Origin of the sequence: Longimicrobium sp., assembly GCF_036388275.1 — a bacterium.
Classification (GTDB): Bacteria; Gemmatimonadota; Gemmatimonadetes; order Longimicrobiales; family Longimicrobiaceae; genus Longimicrobium.
Map to the genome: position 1 here is coordinate 1 of NZ_DASVSF010000055.1, position 19131 is coordinate 19131.

The window sequence follows — 19131 nt, forward strand, 5'->3', positions numbered from 1 at the left end:
GGCTCCGCCCTTCCAGGTCCCACGTTCCCGGCGCCCGGTCCCGTCTCACTTACTTCCACCTCGGCGCGATGTTGATTACAGTTCGTCACACAACACACTGAAGCTTCGCCGCTCCGCCCCGCCTCGCGAATTTTTCGCGGGGACCGGGGACGGGGCTGTTTTCGCCTGCGTCCGGGTGAGCCATGGCTGAGATGATAAAGCAAATTTCGTTTGGGAAGCTCGAGACCGGGATGGGGATGCCCCATCTGCTCGACATCCAGACGCGGGCGTTCGAAGCGCTGCTGCAGCTGGACGCCGCCTCGCAGGACCGCGAGGACATCGGGCTCGAGCGCGTCTTCAAAGATCTGTTCCCGATCACCGACGTGCACGAGAACTTCTCGCTGGAGTTCGTGCGCTACACGCTCGGTGAGCCGAAGTACTCCGTGGAGGAGTGCATCGAGCGCGACATGACCTTTTCCGCTCCTCTCAAGGCGACCCTGCAGCTGGTCATCTTCGAGGAGATCAACGGCGACAAGCGCCCGCGCAACATCATCGAGAAGGAAGTCTACCTGGGCGAGCTGCCGCTGCTCACCGGGCTGGGCACCTTCGTGATCAACGGCGCCGAGCGCGTCATCGTCAGCCAGCTGCACCGTTCGCCGGGCGTGGTGTTCGAAGAGAACACCCACCCCAACGGCAGCAAGCTGTTCAGCGCGCGCATCATCCCGTTCCGCGGGTCGTGGGTGGAGTTCACCCTCGACATCCACGACGTGGTGGCGGTGCACATCGACAAGAAGAAGAAGTTCCCCGCCACGGCGCTGCTGCGCGCGGTGGGCTTCAGCCGCGACGCCGACATCCTGGGCGTGTTCCTGAAGCGCGACACCGTCGCGCTCAACACGCTGGAGCAGGCCACGGGGAGCGGGCGCCGCGGCGAGGTGTTCCACGGCTTTTTGGCCGAGGACGTGCCGGACCCGGCGGTGCTGGGCCCCAACGGCCCCGTGCTGTACCGCGACATCGTGCTTCCCTCGACGGGCGAGGTGTACGAGCGCGGCCGCCGGGTGACCCCCGAGCTGTACGCGTCGCTCCGCGAGGCCGGCGTCACCACCCTTCCCGTGGTGGCCTCGGCGCTGGTGGCGCGCGCGGGCGACGAGATCAACGGCGACGCGCTGGGGCGCATGCTGCGCGCCGGCATCGAGTCGGTGGCCACGTACCGGGCCACCAGCCAGAGCGGGTCGGCGCTGCGCGCCACGCTGGCCAAGGACCCCACGCGCGGCACGCTCGACTCGCTGTTCGCCATCCACAACCTGGTGCGCCCGGGCACGGCCCCGGCCCCCGACACGTGGACCGAGGAAGAGTTCCTGGCCGAGGGCGACACCATCATGCACGTCGCCGACTTCCTGGCGTCGTGGGCGGAGCGCGGTTCGCAGCCGGTAGACCCCATGTCGCGCGAGGGGCAGCGCTCGGTGGAGGAGCGCATGCTGCGCTTCGCCCAGGAGCGCGGCATCCGCTACGTGTGGGAAAGCTTCCGCGACGACCGCACCGAAAAGGCCGGCAAGCCAAGCCGCGTGCTGGTGTACGAGCTGAACCGCGTGGTGCAGGTGTACGTGGCCGTGTGGCGGCTGCTCTTCCAGCCCCGCACCTCGCTCGTCGTCACCGGCGAGCTGACGGGCAGCGGCAACGGCACGGCCGCGGCCAGCACCGACTACTCGGAGTACACGGAAGAGGCGCTGAACAAGCGCTACGACCTGGGCCGGGTGGGCCGGTACAAGATCAACCAGCGGCTGGCCCCGGCCTTCGAGTCGCTGGGCTACACGGTGCCGCCGGCGGGCATGACGGCGCTCACCGCGCAGGACGTGCTGGCCATCCTCTGGCAGCTGATCGAGCTTCACGAGGGGCGCGGCGAAACGGACGACATCGACCACCTGGGCAACCGCCGGGTGCGTTCGGTGGGCGAGCTGATCGCCAACCAGTTCAGCGTGGGCCTCAGCCGCATGGCGCGGCTGGTGCGCGAGCGCATGTCGATCGTGTCGGACCCCGACAAGATCAACATCGACGACCTGGTGAACGCGCGCACGGTGTCGGCGGTGATCCAGCAGTTCTTCGGATCGTCGCAGCTCAGCCAGTTCATGGACCAGACCAACCCCCTGGCCGAGATGACGCACAAGCGTCGCCTCTCGGCGCTGGGCCCGGGCGGTCTTACCCGTGAGCGCGCCGGCTTCGAAGTGCGAGACGTGCACTACTCGCACTACGGGCGCATGTGCCCGATCGAAACGCCGGAAGGCCCGAACATCGGCCTGATCAACTCGCTGACGACGTACGCCCGGATCAACGACCTGGGCTTCATCGAGACGCCCTACCGCAAGGTGGTGCGCGCCATCGTGAAGTACCCGGCGCAGGCCAAGCTGGAAGAGGCCGTGCGCCTGGTGCTGGGCGACCGCGCCAAGGTGTTCGGCAAGAAGGGCGAAACCATCGACGCCGCCCGCGGCCGCGAGATCTTCCGCGCCATGGTCGTGGGCGCCGAGCTGGCCGAGGACGTGTTCGACTGGAGCACGCTGTTCCCGCGGATGCTGGCCGGCGAGATCGCCCAGACCGACTGGGAGCAGGAGTTCGCGGCTCTTCCCGTGCTGGCCAAGCGCGGCGAGCGCATCACCGAGGAGCTGGCCGAGCGCATCGCCGCCCAGCCGGTGAACCTGGTGCGCGTGGTCAGCCGCCGGGCGGGCGCGGCGGCGCGCGGCGTGGCCCCCGAGGCCATCCGCAACCCCATGTCGCTGTCCGTCCGCGTCTTCCAGCCTACCACGGCCGCCGTCCTGGCCGTGCCGGGGACGGTGCTGACGGCCGAGGTGGTCGAGTCGCTGAACGAGCGGCAGATGACCGGGCTCGAGGTGCAGGAGTGGGGCGACACCCCCGACGAGGTGGCGATCGACTACACCTCGGGCGTGCCGGCGCTGCCGGCCGAGGGCGAGGTGGGGCGCGCCGTCCTGGGCGCCAGTGGCCGCACGACGCACGTGACGCCCGTGGTCACGCGCATCAGCGCGTGGCTGTCGGCCAACGAGGAAGAGACGGCCCGCATCGCGCAGGCGAACGCCCCGCTGACGCCGGGCTTCACCTTCAACAACGAGTTCGTCCTGTGCCGCGAGCGGGGCGACTTCCCCCTGCTGCGGCCGGAGGAGATCGACTACATGGACGTGGCGCCCGACCAGCTGGTGTCGGTGGCCGCGGCCCTGATCCCCTTCCTGGAACACGACGACGCCAACCGGGCCCTCATGGGCTCGAACATGCAGCGCCAGGCGGTGCCGCTGCTGTTCCCGCATGCGCCGGTGGTGGGCACGGGGCTGGAAGAGGTGATCGCGCGCGACTCGGGCGCCGTGGTGGTGGCCCGGCGCGGCGGAACGGTGATGGAGGTGACCGCCGACCACATCCTGGTGGATGCCGGGATGGAGGGCGTGGGGTCTGCCGCCGAGCCGCTGCGCCGCCTGGCGCAGTTCGACCGCTACCGGATGAAGAAGTACTGGCGCACCAACCAGGACACGGCGCTCAACCAGCGCCCCATCGTCCGCAAGGGGATGGTGGTGGAAAAGGGCGCCGTGCTGGCCGACGGCCCCTCGACCGACGGCGGCGAGCTGGCCCTGGGCCGCAACCTGCTGGTGGCGTTCATGCCCTGGTACGGCCACAACTTCGAGGACGCCATCGTGCTGTCCGAGAAGCTGGTGAAGGACGACGTGTACACCTCCATCCACATCCAGGAGCTGGAGCTCCAGGTGCGCGACACCAAGCGCGGGATGGAAGAGATCACGCGCGAAATTCCCAACGTGGCCGAAGAGTCGCTGGTGGACCTGGACGAGCGCGGCGTCGTGCGCATCGGCGCCCGGGTGAAGGCCGGCGACATCCTGGTGGGCAAGATCACGCCGAAGGGCGAGACGGAGCTTTCCCCCGAAGAAAAGCTGCTGACGGCCATCTTCGGCGAAAAGGCCAAGGACGTAAAGGATTCGTCGCTCAAGGTGCCGCCCGGCGTGGAGGGCACCGTGATCGACGTGAAGATCTTCAGCCGCCGCATCGACGACCCCATCCTGGAAAAGGAGCGGGGGCAGAAGATCGGCGAGCTGCGCGCCTTCGAGCGCATGGAGATCCAGCGCATCGGCGAGGCCCGCGACGAGGAGATCCGCGAGCTGATCCGCGGCCGCGAGGTCGCCCTGTTCCTGAAGAAGGGGACGGTGGAGCCCTTCTTCAACGAGGGGACGCAGCTGACGGACGAGGTGGTCGATTCGCTGGACTTCAACGACATCGACCTCACCACGCTCAAGGTGACGGACCGCCCGACCAACGAGCAGCTCCGTCGCCTGATCGACGAGAGCAAGCGCCGGATCGAGCGGGTGCGGCAGCGCACCGAGGGCCAGATCGACAAGATCTTCCAGCCCGACGAGCTGCCCCCGGGCGTGGTGCAGCTGGTGAAGGTGTACCTGGCCGAGAAGCGCAAGATCTCGGTGGGCGACAAGATGGCCGGCCGCCACGGCAACAAGGGCATCATCGCCCGCATCGTGCCGGAAGAGGACATGCCGTTCCTGCCGGACGGCACCCCGGTGGACGTGTGTCTGAACCCGCTGGGCGTGCCCAGCCGCATGAACGTGGGGCAGATCCTGGAAACCCACCTGGGATGGGCGGCGCGCGTCCTGGGCTTCGAGGCCAAGACGCCGGTGTTCCAGGGCGCTTCCGAGGACGAGATCGGCACGCTGATCCGCCTGGCGGGCGCCACCTGGGCGCGGCAGTCGCTGGGCGTGCTGAGCGCCATGCCGCCCACCTTCGACGTGGACGACGCGCGCAGCATCGCCGAGACGGTGCAGGCGCACGAGGCCCTGGCGCAGGAGCGGGCCCGGCCCGAGATGGGCATCGGGCGGCCGATCGACTGGATGGTGGGCGCGCCGGAAACTCCGGCACTGCTGACCGAAAAGCTGAACTCCCTCGCGGCGTACCTGGTGTCCGCCGGCCGCGAGCTGGCCGAGGCCCGGCAGCAGAGCCTGGAGGAGGCCTTCCCGGCCGCCGCCGCGCTGGCCGCCTCGAAGTCGGGCGAGGGGCTGACGGCTGCGCTGGAAGAGCACATGCTGACGGCGGGGCTGACCCCCGGCGGCAAGGTGAAGCTGCGCGACGGCCGTTCGGGCGCGCAGTTCGAAAGCCCGGTGACGGTGGGCACCATCTACATGCTGAAGCTCAGCCACCTGGTGGACGACAAGATCCACGCGCGGTCCATCGGGCCGTATTCGCTGGTGACGCAGCAGCCGCTGGCCGGCAAGGCGCAGTTCGGCGGACAGCGCTTCGGCGAGATGGAGGTGTGGGCGCTGGAGGCGTACGGCGCCGCGCACACGCTGCAGGAAATCCTGACGGTGAAGTCGGACGACGTGAACGGCCGCAGCCGGGTGTACGAGGCCATCGTCAAGGGCGAGAACCTGCCCGAGCCGGGGCTGCCCGAGTCGTTCAACGTGCTGGTGAAGGAGCTTCAGGCGCTGGGCATCAGCGTGACGCTCGGAAGCTAGGAAGGTACCCAGTTCCAAGTACCAAGTGCCTGGTAACGCGCCACCGGGTACTTGGCACTTGGGACCAGGCACTGTCAGTCAGTCGAGCGCCCGAAATGCCGGGCCTTAAACCGATAGTAAGGGGATCACGAACATGATCGACTTCCCCCGCGTCCGCGAGACCCGGTCTCAGGACTTCAACTTCATCCAGGTGAAGATCGCCTCTCCGGAGGAGATCCGCGGCTGGAGCTTCGGCGAGGTGACCAAGCCGGAGACCATCAACTACCGCTCGTTCAAGCCCGAGCGCGACGGCCTGTTCTGCGAGCGCATCTTCGGTCCCGTCAAGGACTGGGAGTGCCACTGCGGCAAGTTCAAGCGCATCCGCTACCGCGGGCACGTCTGCGACAAGTGCGGCGTCGAGGTGACGCTCAGCAAGGTGCGGCGCGAGCGCATGGGCCACATCGAGCTGGCCGTGCCGGTTGCCCACATCTGGATGTTCAAGACGCTTCCCAGCCAGATGGGCTACCTGCTGGGAATGACGCTGCGCGACCTGGAAAAGGTGATCTACTACGCCGCCTACGCGGTGACCACCCCGGGCGCCCAGGACGTCAAGCACAGCCAGGTGCTCGACGAGGACGAGTACATCGCCCTGCGTGAAAAGGCCCGCGAGGAAGGCGACGCCGACTTCGCCGCCGACATCGGCGCGCCGGCCATCCGCAACCTGCTGGGCCAGATCGACGTGGACTCGCTGGCCGAGAGCCTGCGCGCGCAGGTGGCCAACGAGACCAGCCAGCACCGCAAGAAGATGGTGCTGAAGCGGCTCAAGGTGATCGACGCCATCCGCGGCTCGGGGGCCACGCCCTCGGAGCGCAACAAGCCGCAGTGGATGATCCTGGACGTGATCCCCGTGATCCCGCCCGACCTTCGCCCGCTGGTGCCGCTGGACGGCGGCCGCTTCGCCACGTCGGACCTGAACGACCTGTACCGCCGCGTCATCAACCGCAACAACCGGTTGAAGAAGCTGATGGAGATGCGCGCTCCCGAGGTGATCCTCCGGAACGAGAAGCGCATGCTGCAGGAGGCGGTGGACGCGCTGTTCGACAACGGGCGCCGCAGCAAGGCCATCCGCGGCCGCGGCAAGCGCCCGCTGAAGTCGCTGTCCGACATGCTGAAGGGCAAGCAGGGCCGCTTCCGGCAGAACCTGCTGGGCAAGCGCGTGGACTACTCGGGCCGTTCGGTGATCGTGGTGGGCCCCGAGCTGAAGCTTCACCAGTGCGGCCTGCCCAAGGCCATGGCGGTGGAGCTCTTCAAGCCGTTCATCATCCACGAGCTCGAGAAGCGGGGCGAGGCCGAGACGGTGAAGCGCGCCAAGAAGATCGTGGAGCGCGACGATCCGCGGGTGTACGAGGTGCTCGAGGACATCATCCGCGACCACCCCGTGCTGCTGAACCGCGCCCCCACGCTTCACCGCCTGGGCATCCAGGCGTTCGAGCCGGTGCTGGTGGAGGGCAAGGCCATCCGCATTCACCCGCTCGTCTGCGCGGCCTTCAACGCCGACTTCGACGGCGACCAGATGGCAGTGCACGTGCCGCTTTCGTTCGAGGCGCAGCTGGAGGCCCGCGTGCTGATGCTGTCGTCGAACAACATCCTGCTGCCCAGCAACGGGCGGCCGGTGGCGGCGCCGTCGCAGGACATCGTCATCGGGTGCTACTGGCTGACCAAGGACCAGGCCGACTTCCGCGACAAGGTCGTGGCGGACCAGGCCGAGGTCGCCAAGGCCCCGGCCGACCGCGACCAGTCGGTGGTGCTCCCGCGTTTCGGCACGGTGGCCGAGGTGGAGATGGCGCTGGCGCACCGCCGCGTGGGCTATCACTCGACGGTGTACTTCTTCACCGACCCGCGCCCCGAGTCCGAGAAGGAGCCGGGCGAGGGGATGGTCAAGGAGTGGGTGCCCACCACCCCCGGGCGCATCATCTTCAACTCGTCGGTTCCGCCCGCGATGGGGTTCTGGAACAAGACGATGGGCAAGAAGGAGCAGGGCGACATCATCTTCAGCGCCTACCGCACGGTGGGGCTGGCAACGACGGTGGTGTTCCTGGACAACCTGAAGGCCTTCGGCTTCCGCTACGCCACGCTGGCCGGCGTGTCGGTGGGCATCGAGGACATGAAGATCCCCGGCGAGAAGGACGAGATCCTTCGCGAGGCCGAGGACGACGTGGCGCGCTTCACCCGCGCGTACAACAACGGCGTCATCAGCAACGGCGAGCGGTACAACAAGGTCATCGACACCTGGACGCACGCCAACAACGACGTGGCCGACGCCATGGTGAACCGCCTGGCGGCGGACCGCGGCGGCTTCAACCCCGTGTTCATGATGATGAACTCGGGCGCCCGCGGCTCGCGTGACCAGATGCGCCAGCTGGCCGGCATGCGCGGCCTGATGGCCAAGCCGCAGAAGAAGCTGACCGGCGGCATCGGCGAGATCATCGAGTCGCCGATCAAGTCGAACTTCCGCGAGGGGCTGACGGTGCTGGAGTACTTCATCTCCACGCACGGCGCCCGCAAGGGCCTGGCCGACACGGCGCTGAAGACGGCGGACGCGGGATACCTGACCCGCCGCCTGGTGGACGTGGCCCAGGACGTCACCATCAGTGAGGAGGACTGCGGGACGGTCCTCGGGCTGGAGGTGGCGGCGCTCAAGGAGGGCGAGGACGTGGTGGAGCCGCTGAAGGACCGCATCGTCGGTTCGGTGGCCAACGACGACATCTACGACCCGATCGACGGCGACCTGCTGGTGGCCGCCGGCGAGCTGATCGACGAGGACGCGGCGGACGAGATCGAGCTGGTGGGCATCCAGTCGGTGAAGATCCGCAGCGTGCTCACCTGCGAAAGCCGCCGCGGGCTGTGCGTGAAGTGCTACGGCCGCAACCTGGCCACGATGGGCATCGTGGACCCGGGCGAGGCGGTGGGCATCCTGGCCGCGCAGTCCATCGGCGAGCCGGGCACGCAGCTGACGCTGCGCACCTTCCACATCGGCGGCACGGCGGCCCGCATCGCGGCAACCACCGGGCGCAAGAGCAAGGTCGAGGGCGTGGCCCAGTTCGAGCGCATCGTCACGGTGACGACGCCCGAGGGCGCGCGCATCGTCACCAGCCGCGAAGGCGAGATCATCATGCGGTCGGCCGAGGGGGCCATCCGCAGCCGGCTGGCGGTGCCCTACGGCGCCACCATCTCGGTGGAGGACAGCCAGACGGTGGCCGTGGGCGACACGCTGTTCGCGTGGGACCCGTACTCCGAGCCCATCGTGGCCGACTTCGGCGGCACCCTGCGCTTCATCGACATCGTCGAGGACGAGTCGGTGCGCGAGGAGCTCGACGAGTCCACCGGGCGCCGGCAGATGGTGATCATCGAGGACCGCAGCAAGAAGCTGCACCCGATGATCGAGATCATCGACCCCAACGGCGTGAAGGTGCGCGAGTTCATCGTGCCCGTGGGCGCGCAGCTCACGGTTCGCGACGGCGAGGTCATTCAGCCGGGTGCCGCGCTGGCCAAGCTGGCCCGCGAGGCGTACAAGACCCGCGACATCACCGGCGGCCTTCCGCGCATCGCCGAGCTGTTCGAGGCGCGCAAGCCCAAGGACCCGGCGGTGATCACCGAGGTGGACGGCACCGTGCGCTTCGGCGACATCAAGCGCGGCAAGCGCGAGGTGCTGGTGATCCCGGAGACGGGGAACGAGCGGGTGTACGAGGTGCCGGTGGGCAAGCACCTGCGCGTGCACGAGGGCGACTCGGTGCGCGCCGGCGACCGCCTCTCGGAGGGGCCGGTGAACCCGCACGACATCCTGCGGATCAAGGGGCCGCAGGCCGTGCAGGAGTACCTGCTGAACGAGGTGCAGGAGGTGTACCGCCTGCAGGGCGTGAAGATCAACGACAAGCACATCGGCGTGATCGTGCGCCAGATGCTGCAGAAGGTGCGCATCCTGGAGCCCGGCACCACCGAGTTCCTGGAAGGCGAAACGGTGGACCGCACCGAGTTCGTCGACACCAACACCAAGGTCATGACCAGTGGGGGCACGCCGGCCACGTCGGAGCCGCTGCTGCTGGGCATCACCAAGGCGTCGCTGACCACGCAGTCGTTCATCTCGGCGGCTTCGTTCCAGGAGACCACGCGGGTGCTGACCGACGCCGCCATCCGCGGCGCGCGCGACGACCTGCAGGGTCTGAAGGAGAACATCATCATCGGCCACCTGATCCCGGCCGGTACCGGCATCTACCGGTACGAGGACGTGTCGTTCGGGGCGGACGATGCGCCGTCGAGCGCCCCGGCCACGTCCGAGGTGGTGGCGGCCAGCGAGACGGCCGTCATCCAGGCCTGATCGCCGGTGGTGAAGTGATGGAGAACGGCCCCGGGCAGCGATGCCCGGGGCCGTTTTTGCTGGTGCGAGGGCCGGCCCTTAACCGCTGTAGTGGCCCGAGGCACCAAGGAAGTAAATGGCCAGATCGGTGATCTCGTAGATGAGCCGATGCTCCTGCGTGATCCTGCGCGACCAAGCCGCGCGTCGACGGTGCTTTAGCGGCTCGGGCTTGCCGAGGCCGGCATGCGGATCCCGCATGACATCTTCCACCAAGGCGAGAACCTTCGTAGCGATCCTGGGATCCATGACGAAATCGACGCTCCACGACTGCGTCTCGTTGGGCGAGACGCTCCGCGACGTTCCCCGGGCCACGGCGTTTGGTTTTAGTCATAGTCGAACGGCTGTTTTACCCTGCGCATGTCGGCGGGCTGGATGCCTCTCGCCTCCATCTCGGCCTCGAACTGAAGCAGGTGTTCCAGGATCTCCGGGTGGCGCATGAGCCACTCCGTAGCGGAGTTTCGCTCGCGGCCGCGGCGGAGGCCGAGCGACATCTGGGGCGCCATGCGGGCTCGTTGGGTGGCAGCGATCACTTTCTTTTTCCCTTGCTCGTCCACAGGTTACCCCCAACGATGCACAGTTTGGTGGCTGCTGTCAATAACGTCCAGTATCCGCCACGGCACGGACGTGCGATGCCGTCGTGCCCGTCTCCTGCACTGCCATGAAGATACCGCAACGTTCGCTCCTGCTGTCCGCGCTCGCCGCCGCGGTTTCCGCCTGCACCGGGACGGCGCCGTCCACCGCTCCCGCGCCCGCTGCCGCCGCACCGTACGATGTGCTGATCCGCAACGGGATGATCGTGGACGGCACCGGGAGCCCGTGGTACCGGGGCGACGTGGCGCTGCGCGGAGACCGGATCGCGGCGGTGGGGCAGCTGCGGGCGGCGCAGGCGCGCGACACCATCGACGCGACGGGCCTCGTGGTTTCGCCCGGGTGGATCGACATGCTGGGACACAGCGAGTATCCGCTGCTTCGCGACGGGCGCGCCATCAGCAAGATCACGCAGGGGATCACCAGCGAGATCACGGGCGAGGTGACCAGCGTAGTGCCGGTGAATGCCAACACGCTGCGTGAGCTGGGGCGCGACTCGGTTCCGTGGAGCGACCTGGACGGCTACTTCGCCGCGCTGGAGCGGGCGCGCCCGGCCATCAACCTGGGGACGTTCGTCACCGTGGGCTCCGTGCGGCGCTACGCCATGGGCGACGCCAACCGCGCGCCCACCGCGGCCGAGTTGGACACCATGCGCGCGCACGTGGCCGCGGCCATGGAGGACGGCGCCATGGGCCTGTCGTCGGGCCTCATCTACACGCCCGCCTCGTTCGCCACCACGGAGGAGGTGATCGAGCTAAACAAGGTGGCGGCGCGGTACGGCGGCGGGTACGCGTCGCACATCCGCTCGGAGGGAGATCGGCTGATGGAGGCGGTGAACGAGGCCATCCGCATCGGGGAGGAGGGCGGCACCTGGGTGCAGATCCACCACCTGAAAGCGTCTGGCCGCGCGAACTGGGGGAAGATGGTGGCGGCCGTGGCGGCCATCGAGGCGGCGCGCGCCCGCGGCGTGGACGTGACCGCCGACCAGTATCCGTACCCCGCCAGCGGCACCGGGCTGGACGCCACCATCCCCAACTGGGCGCACGCGGGCGGCACCGACTCGCTGCTGGCGCGCCTGGCCGATCCCACGACGCGCGCGCGCCTTCGCGCAGAGCTCACCGGCGGCGGCACCGACTGGCGCATCGGCACGTCCGCGGGCGGGCCGTCGGGGGTGATGATCGCGGGCGTGAGCACCGACAGCCTCAGGCGCTACCAGGGGATGCGTCTGAGCGAGGTGGCGGAGGCGCGCGGGCAGGAGGTGGTGGACGCGCTTTTCGACATCCTGCTGGCGGACCGGGCGAACACGTCGGCGATCTACTTTTCGATGTCGGAGGAGGACATCGAGTACGGAATGCGCCAGCCGTGGATGATGGTGGGGATCGACGCGGGGGCGCGGGCGGCGGACAGCACGGTGACGGGCAAGCCGCATCCGCGGGCGTACGGCTCGTTTCCGCGCATCCTCTGCCGGTACGTGCGCGAGCGGAACGTGATCACGATGCCGGACGCCATCCGCCGCTTCACGTCGCTGCCCGCGGCGCGCGTGGGGCTGGACGACCGCGGGGTGCTTAAGGAGGGGATGTTCGCAGACCTGACCATCTTCGACCCCAACACCGTCTGCGATCGCGCGACGTTCGAGGAGCCGGTGCAGACGAGCGTGGGGATCGTGCACGTGATCGTGAACGGCGTACCCGTGATTCGTGGCGGCGCCGTCACGGGTGAGCGGCCGGGGCGGGGGCTGCGGCGGGCGGGATCGCGGTAAGAGCGTCGGGGCGGGGGATCTACGGGGTGGATGATCGGCGGCCCGGTGATCGGACCGGATTAGCTGAGGTTGGCGCATTCCGCGGCGCCCCCCATCCCCAACCCTTCCCCCGCAAACCCCGCGGGGGAAGGGCGCCAGTCTTGTGAGCGCACCTGTTGGCGGTGCTTGGGCTTGGGACCCTTGGCGGGCATTGAGGCGTTTCGATAGAGGGTCGTGCAGTCCCCGGCTGCCCTCTCCCCCCGGCCCCCTCTCCCGCAAGCGGGAGAGGGGGAGAATTCGAGTGCGCTTCGGCTGTTTTCGGCGCGCGCGAAACCGCCCCGCCCAGTCCGCGCAGGCGGACTTCGTGACTTTCCAGCTGCGGTTTCAACCGCCGGAGATCGGGTCGGCGGTTCGCACAGTATCCTTTGCCGCGATGCGCCCGTGAATCTGCGCCGGTGAACCCACCAATCCCAAATTCCAACGGCGAGATCCGGACGACGGATCGCGCGGGGCGGTGTATCATCCTGCCATGATCATGACGCACGAAGACATGCTGGAGCGGTTCTACGCTCGCGACCACGACAGCAACGGACGGTTCATCACCGGCGTGCTGACGACGGGCATCTACTGCCTTCCCTCGTGCACCGCGCGCAAGCCGCTGCCGCAGAACGTGCGATTCTTCACCACGCAGGACGAGGCGCGCTCCGCCGGCCTGCGCCCGTGCCGCCGCTGCAGGCCCGACAACTTCTACGACCGCTACGATCCCGACCTGCACCTGCTGGAAACGTTGGCCGCCGACGTCCGCCGCCGCCCGGCCGACTTCGCGGACGCGGCGGCGCTCGTCTCCGCCTCCGGCATCGGCGCGACCAAGCTGAACGCCCTGTGCCGCAGGCACTTTCACCTGAGCCCGGCCGCGTTCCTGGCCCGCGAACGGGTGGACGCCGCGTGCGGCGCCCTGGCGGACGGGCGGTCCATCACTGAGGCGGCGTACGCGGCGGGGTTCGAGAGCCTGTCCGCCTTCCACGAGAACTTCCGCCGGCAGACGGGGCTTACGCCGGGCGACTACCGCGCACTCGGCTCGTCTGCGGAGTTCTCGATCGCGCTGCCGCCCGGGTTTCGTACGGACGTGGTGCTGCGTTCACATGGGCGCGATCCCGATAGCGTGCTGGAGCGGGTGGAGGGCGACGAACTCGTGAAGGGTTTGATGCTGGGCGATGCGCCCGTCCACCTTCACCTGCGGTTCGAGGGAGATGTGGTGCAGTGCCGCGTGGACGGGCTCAACCAAGCCGGGGCGGAGCGAATGCGGGCGGCTCATACGGCGGCCGTCCGGCTGCTCGGGCTGGCGGGCGATCCATCCGGCTTCGAGCGGCTGGTGGCCCGCCGGGCGGACTTGGCGCCGCTGATCGAGGGCCGGCGTGGGCTGCGCATCCCGCAGACGGCGGATGCGTGGGAGTGCCTGGTGTGGACCATCGTCGGGCAGCAGGTGAACTTGCCGTTCGCCTACGCCCTGCGGACGGTGGTTGCGGAGCTGGCCGGAACGCCTGTGGGTGCGGGCCTCCGCGCGCATCCCACGCCCGAAGCCGTCGCCCAGCTGGACTACGCGGACCTGACCGCCCGACGCTTCTCGCGCCGTAAGGCGGAGTACGTGATCGACACGGCGCGGCTGATCGCCGACGGAGGGCTGCGCCTGGAGGGCGCCGAGCGCGAGATGGCGACCACGCTGGAGCGGCGCCTGCTGGACGTCCGCGGCCTGGGCCCGTGGTCCGTCCGCTACCTGATGATGCGCGGCTTCGGGTTCGCGGACTGCGTCGCGGTGGGCGACGCCGGCCTTTCCGCCGCCCTGACACGATTCTTTTCGCTTGACCACCGGCCGGGCGGGGCCGAGATGGAGGAACTGATGGCGCCCTTCGCCCCGTTCCGCAGCCTTGCGACCTTTCACCTCTGGGCCAGCCTGGGAGACCCGCAATGACCACGTACGCATCGTCCATCGACACACCTGTAGGCTCGCTCACCGCCGTCGTGGACGAGAGCGGCGCGCTCACTCACCTGCTGTTCCCGCACCAGGCTGCGCCCGCGGACGCCGTGTCGGATGCAGAGCGGTGCGCGTCCGTGGCGGTCCAGGTGCGGGAGTACTTCGCGGGGGAGCGGACCGAGTTCGATCTTCCGCTCGCCCCGGCGGGATCAGCGTTTCAGCAGCAGGTGTGGCGGGAGCTGCGCGGCGTCGGCTTTGGCGTGACGGCCGGGTACGGAGAGCTGGCGTCGCGGTTGGGACGGGCGGGGAGCGCACGTGCCGTCGGACGGGCGAACGCGACGAATCCCATCCCCATCGTCATCCCTTGCCATCGCGTGGTCGGATCGGATGGATGCCTGACGGGCTACGCGGGCGGGATGGAGATGAAGATGGCGCTGCTTCGGCTGGAGGGGATCGCGATTCGTGACGGGCGGATGCCGCGCATCTCCCAAGCTGCGTAAACTGCAGGCCTCACACGGAGGGCACGGAGGACACAGAGGAGGAGGGGATCGCGCCTCCGCAGTTCCTCCGTGTACTCCGTGCCCTCCGTGTGAGACGCTTTTCCTTCTTTATTCGATGCGGGTGAGGAAATCTAGCCGGATCATCCTCGTGCCGTGGCCGGCGAAGTCGACCTCGGCCTTTTCGCCGCCCGAGAGCGCCAGGACCAGGCCCTCGCCGTACGTCTCGTGGCGCACCTCGTCTCCCGGTCCGAGCATCTCCTCCGCTGGCTCCGGCGTAGAGATGTCGGAGAAGTCGAAGCCCTCGGGCGTTGCCTCGCGCTTGGCGGACGTGCCGTTCGCCTTGCCGGCCGCGTCGTTGTCGCAGTGCCCGCACGTCCAGTCCTCCGCGCGCTCCTCGCCGAAGTAGTCCAGGATCATCTTCGTGCGGCAGTGCGCCGTGCGGCAGTACCGTACCATCTGCTCCAGCTTTTTGCGGTCCGTCTCGCGCCGCTGCTCGTAATCCAGCAGCTCCTGGCTGAGGTCGGCCGCGGCCACGTCGGGCACCAGGCGCTCCCACACGCCGCCGCGGTGCTCGCGCATCATCCCGTGCCGCTTGAGCAGCGTAAGGACGATGCGCGCCTTGCGACGTGCCACCTCGGCCATGTCGGCGATCTCGTCCAGCGGGCGCTTCTCCTCCATTGGCATGCGGTTGACGATCCGCGCCACCGAAATGGCCTCGTCCAGGTCGGGATACTTGCCGCCCAGGAAGTAGCCCTGCACGCCCTTGTCTTCCTCCCGGTACAGGATCACGCAGCGCGAGGGCTGCCCATCGCGCCCGGCTCGCCCGGCTTCCTGGTAGTACGATTCGATGGAGCCGGTGAAGTGGTAGTGCACGATGAAGCGGATGTCGCGCTTGTCGATGCCCAGCCCAAAGGCGTTCGTCGCGACGACCGCCTTCACCTTGCCCGCCATGAAGCGGTCCTGCGCCTCGTGCCGCTCCTTCGCTCCGAGCTTGCCATGGTACAGCGCCAGGTCGTGCTTGCGGCCGAACTCTTCGTAGATGCGCTCGGCTTCCTTGACCGTCGCCACGTAGACGATCCCCGTCCCTTCGGCCCGCCGGAGGATCTGCTCGAGCGCGGCGTCCTTTTCCGACTCGTTGACCGTCGGCTGCACTTCCAGGAACAGGTTGGGGCGCATCAGCTCGCCCACCCAGGTGAACGGGTCGCGCATCTTCAGCTGCCGCGCGATGTCGTCGCGCACCTCGGGCGACGCGGTGGCCGTCAGCGCCATCACGGGGGGGCGGCCCAGGCGCTCGGCGATGGCGCCCAGCATCATGTAGTCCGGCCGGAAGTCGTGCCCCCACTGGCTCACGCAGTGCGCCTCGTCCACGACGAAGAGCGAGATTTCGCGGGCACGAAGCACCTCGAAGAACTCGCGGTCGCGAAAGCGCTCGGGCGTCAGGTACAGGATCTTCCCCTCGCCGCCCTCCACCGCCGCCTCCGCCGCCCGCTTATCCGCTGTGGATTGCGCCGAGTTGATGGTCCACGCGTCCACGCCCAGTTCGTCGAGCTTGTCCGTCTGGTCCTTCATCAGCGCGATCAACGGGCTTACGACGATCGTGAGCCCCGGCAGCATCAGCGCCGGAAGCTGGTAGATCAGCGACTTGCCCGCGCCGGTGGGAAGCACGACGAGAGCATCCCGTCCATCCAGGACAGCGCGGATCGTCTCTTCCTGCCCGGGGCGGAATTCATCTATCGTGAACTGGTCTCGTAGAAAGGAACGGAGACTCATAGGTGCGTCTGACGCCGGCGCAGTGGTTGACAATCCAGAACCTCGGGTCGGGGAACGACAATCGGAACGGCGCCCCGAAGGCAAGCTCTGGACCATCACGTGTAGCGGGTTTACACGGTTCCAGTTAGAATACTAGAGATAGGGCTCGTGTGTTTTCCAAGACAAACGGGTATGCTGTCACGCCCCGGACGTTCATGTGCCGCCCAGTGTGGGAGCTACTAATCGCCGGTTGTTGCTCGGCTCCACGCTCCGTCGACGTATCCACCACATGGAAACGATAATGCAGAACCTCAAGCCTTGGCAGGAATTCGAAATCGCGATTGTACACCTTTTGCGAGCAGCGGGGATGAGCGTTGAACGAAATCGTTTGGTGAACCACCAGCAGGTCGATGTTCTCGCCGAGAAGCGAGAGTGGGGCGCGGTCAGGCGCATTGCCGTCGAATGTAAAGCGTATTCGGCCGAATTGAGCAAAGACGAAGTTTCGAAAGTCGTTGTCAAGTACCTAAGTTTGTACGAGAGCCGAGACATCGATGAATTCCTGCTAATAACACTGAACGGAGTCTCGGCAGGAGCTAAGTCGTTTGTAGAGGCGAAACGTGGGTTCCGGCACATGACTTTTAGTGAACTGCAAGCGTCAATACTTGATTTCACGTCGTATATCGGCTCGATAGAAAGTAGTTACGCGACAGATGGAATAGCGAGCTATTACGTGCCCATGGACGCACACTTGCTTCCGGGTGCGGAGGACGACTCCTTTGACTTATTCGATTACGTGCTTCGGTGGCTTGAAGGCAAGAACCCGGCTCCGCCCCTAGCTCTCCTATCGAGTTATGGAATGGGGAAGACTACTTTTGCAAAACACCTCGCGTTCTCAATAGCAATGAAGTGGAGGATTGATCCTCTCTCGAGAATCCCAATACTCGTGGACTTAGGCAGAATATCAGATGAACAGTCATTGGATGGCCTCCTCGGAAAGTTGTTAACATCCGACCATCGTGTGCTAAACTATACCTTCGACCTATTCATGGAACTAAATCGGAGTGGACGGTTCGTGATCATTTTTGATTCTTTCGATGAAATGAAGCACGGTATTACCATGTCGGCCTTTCTCCGAAACATGGACGAGATCAAGCGGCTAGCTGTGGGTGATGCACGCCTGCTTATATGCGGGCGACCTTCGGCATTCATGACAAATGATGAGCGTCGCGGAGTGCTTTACGATCAACACAGGATTGGGGAGGATTGGATCCATTATTCCACGTTCGGAGGGTTTACTGAACTTGCACTTCAGCCGCTGTCGAACGCGAAGGTGAATGAGTTTCTGCGCAAGTACCTCGGGCACCTTCAGGAGAATTCAACTATCGCTGAGCGCGCTGCAAAGAAAATCCTTCACCAATTGAGTGGAGAATTTTCTGAATCCTTATACAACCTTGCTCGCCGGCCAGTCCAGTTGCGTATGCTCGCCACCGTCCTCCCCCAGTGGAATAAGCCGCTGGACAAACTGAGCCGTACGTTGCTCTATGACCATTTTGTAGATCAACTTGTTATGCGTGAGGGGAAAAAGCCGACACGGGGTGGCGTATCGGTTGCTGATCGGCGCCTATTTGCCTCTGAGCTCGCTTGGTACTTGTGGACCCATTCTGGGAAAGATTTTACGCGGGCTGATGATATCCCGGACAGTGTCTTCCGGGTTGTTAATGCGAGGGATCTCAAGAAAAGTGATGTGCTGCGTCGGGAATTGATCGTTTCGTCCGCACTTGATGTGAAGCCACCCGATCTTTTGTATTTCCCACATCGGTCAATTCAGGAGTTTCTGGTTGCCGAAGCAATCATCCGTGCGCTTGGTCGGCGACCGCCCCCATCAGTCCCTGAATTGACGAGCGCCTTGACAATCGAGGTCCGAGAGTTCCTTCAGAACATGATTTCAGAGCACGCGCTGGAGCGATGGATCTCGGACCTTGATGCATACAGGGGCACCCTAGGTATCCAGATAGAATGCCTTGTTGCTGCATTCCCAAATCTTTTAACGCGTCAGATTCGACGGATCTGGACAGAGGCCGACCTTGAATCACCTTGGCCGGGGCTCTTCCTCCTGCGGGAGCAGATGGCAACGACTACTCGGGAGAGCGGCGTTCGGACGCTTCAGCACCTCACAAATGTGAGTGACGAAGCGTATTCGGTCTACGCAGCACATCTGATGTTCATCCGTCACGTCCACCGTGATCGCCACACAGGACAAACCTCCATTAACGTCGGGCTATTCTTGAGGGATCTCGAGTTCATGAGAACGCATCTAACCAAGCGGTATCAGCGAAAGGCGGCTGAGATCATCGGAAGTTTGGCGCTCTACACGAAGTCTCAGACCGCCGAAACTGGGACTGTGAGGAGCCTCCTAGCAGATCATTACACGGCTGGGTCACACCTAGGAAGCATGCTTGAAGGCGGACACCTGAAGCACCCGTTCATCTTTCCCGCATCCATTCAATTACGTCACGAGGATTTCGATTATCTGTCGTCGCTGATCGAGGACATTCGTCAGATAGGGACGGGACCTGTGTCTTCGGACGCACTTCCCAGGCGAGGTTCACGCAGATCTTAAGCTTGTTCGCCACGTTTCCGCTGGAACAAAGCCGGTCGGGGTGTGTGCTCGCAAGGGAACCTGGCTTCTG

Annotated in this window: 9 protein-coding genes; 6 read left to right on the top strand and 3 right to left on the bottom strand. The window is 66.3% G+C overall.

All coding sequences use genetic code 11. The annotated features are described in order from the left end of the window. Positions 1-230: 230 nt before the first annotated feature. The gene (locus tag VF632_RS11215) at positions 231-5501 is read left to right on the top strand and encodes a DNA-directed RNA polymerase subunit beta (protein ID WP_349263992.1); all 5271 of its coding nucleotides are present in this window, start codon (positions 231-233) and stop codon (positions 5499-5501) included. Positions 5502-5634: 133 nt separating this feature from the next. Further along, positions 5635-9855 (top strand): DNA-directed RNA polymerase subunit beta', encoded by a 4221-nt coding sequence (rpoC, locus tag VF632_RS11220; RefSeq protein ID WP_331022976.1) that lies wholly within the window; start codon positions 5635-5637, stop codon positions 9853-9855. A 78-nt stretch (positions 9856-9933) separates the two neighbouring features. Here rpoC and VF632_RS11225 read toward each other — a convergent pair whose 3' ends face one another. Next, positions 9934-10140 carry a Txe/YoeB family addiction module toxin gene (locus VF632_RS11225; RefSeq protein ID WP_331022977.1) on the bottom strand — a complete coding sequence of 69 codons (207 nt, stop codon included), beginning with the start codon at positions 10138-10140 and terminating at the stop codon, positions 9934-9936. A gap of 77 nt (positions 10141-10217) precedes the next feature. Then, positions 10218-10397, bottom strand: a complete 180-nt coding sequence (locus tag VF632_RS11230; RefSeq protein ID WP_331022978.1) for a hypothetical protein — start codon at positions 10395-10397, stop codon at positions 10218-10220. A gap of 155 nt (positions 10398-10552) precedes the next feature. Here VF632_RS11230 and VF632_RS11235 point away from each other — a divergent pair, with 155 nt between their 5' ends. From VF632_RS11235 to VF632_RS11245, 3 genes are all read left to right on the top strand, one after another. Continuing rightward, complete coding sequence (locus VF632_RS11235; RefSeq protein WP_331022979.1) at positions 10553-12241, top strand: D-aminoacylase; 1689 nt, start codon at positions 10553-10555, stop codon at positions 12239-12241. Between the two features lie 508 nt (positions 12242-12749). Further along, entirely contained in the window at positions 12750-14189 is a 1440-nt protein-coding gene (locus VF632_RS11240; protein WP_331022980.1) for a DNA-3-methyladenine glycosylase 2, read from the top strand. After that, positions 14186-14692 carry a methylated-DNA--[protein]-cysteine S-methyltransferase gene (locus tag VF632_RS11245; RefSeq protein WP_331022981.1) on the top strand — a complete coding sequence of 169 codons (507 nt, stop codon included), beginning with the start codon at positions 14186-14188 and terminating at the stop codon, positions 14690-14692. Before VF632_RS11240 ends, VF632_RS11245 begins: the two co-directional genes overlap by 4 nt. Before the next feature lie 108 nt (positions 14693-14800). Here VF632_RS11245 and VF632_RS11250 read toward each other — a convergent pair whose 3' ends face one another. Further along, a complete protein-coding gene (locus VF632_RS11250; protein ID WP_331022982.1) occupies positions 14801-16462 on the bottom strand; it encodes an ATP-dependent DNA helicase RecQ in 1662 nt (553 codons plus the stop codon). Positions 16463-16742: 280 nt separating this feature from the next. Here VF632_RS11250 and VF632_RS11255 point away from each other — a divergent pair, with 280 nt between their 5' ends. Beyond that, entirely contained in the window at positions 16743-19061 is a 2319-nt protein-coding gene (locus VF632_RS11255) for a restriction endonuclease (RefSeq protein WP_331022983.1), read from the top strand. Positions 19062-19131 lie beyond the last annotated feature (70 nt).

Bases quoted from the DNA above. Each gene is read 5' to 3' on its own strand.
- VF632_RS11215 (WP_349263992.1), top strand. From the start codon at position 231: ATGGGGATGCCCCATCTGCTCGACATCCAGACGCGGGCGTTCGAAGCG.
- rpoC (WP_331022976.1), top strand. From the start codon at position 5,635: ATGATCGACTTCCCCCGCGTCCGCGAGACCCGGTCTCAGGACTTCAAC.
- VF632_RS11225 (WP_331022977.1), bottom strand. From the start codon at position 10,140: ATGGATCCCAGGATCGCTACGAAGGTTCTCGCCTTGGTGGAAGATGTC.
- VF632_RS11230 (WP_331022978.1), bottom strand. From the start codon at position 10,397: ATGGCGCCCCAGATGTCGCTCGGCCTCCGCCGCGGCCGCGAGCGAAAC.
- VF632_RS11235 (WP_331022979.1), top strand. From the start codon at position 10,553: ATGAAGATACCGCAACGTTCGCTCCTGCTGTCCGCGCTCGCCGCCGCG.
- VF632_RS11240 (WP_331022980.1), top strand. From the start codon at position 12,750: ATGATCATGACGCACGAAGACATGCTGGAGCGGTTCTACGCTCGCGAC.
- VF632_RS11245 (WP_331022981.1), top strand. From the start codon at position 14,186: ATGACCACGTACGCATCGTCCATCGACACACCTGTAGGCTCGCTCACC.
- VF632_RS11250 (WP_331022982.1), bottom strand. From the start codon at position 16,462: ATGAGTCTCCGTTCCTTTCTACGAGACCAGTTCACGATAGATGAATTC.
- VF632_RS11255 (WP_331022983.1), top strand. From the start codon at position 16,743: ATGCAGAACCTCAAGCCTTGGCAGGAATTCGAAATCGCGATTGTACAC.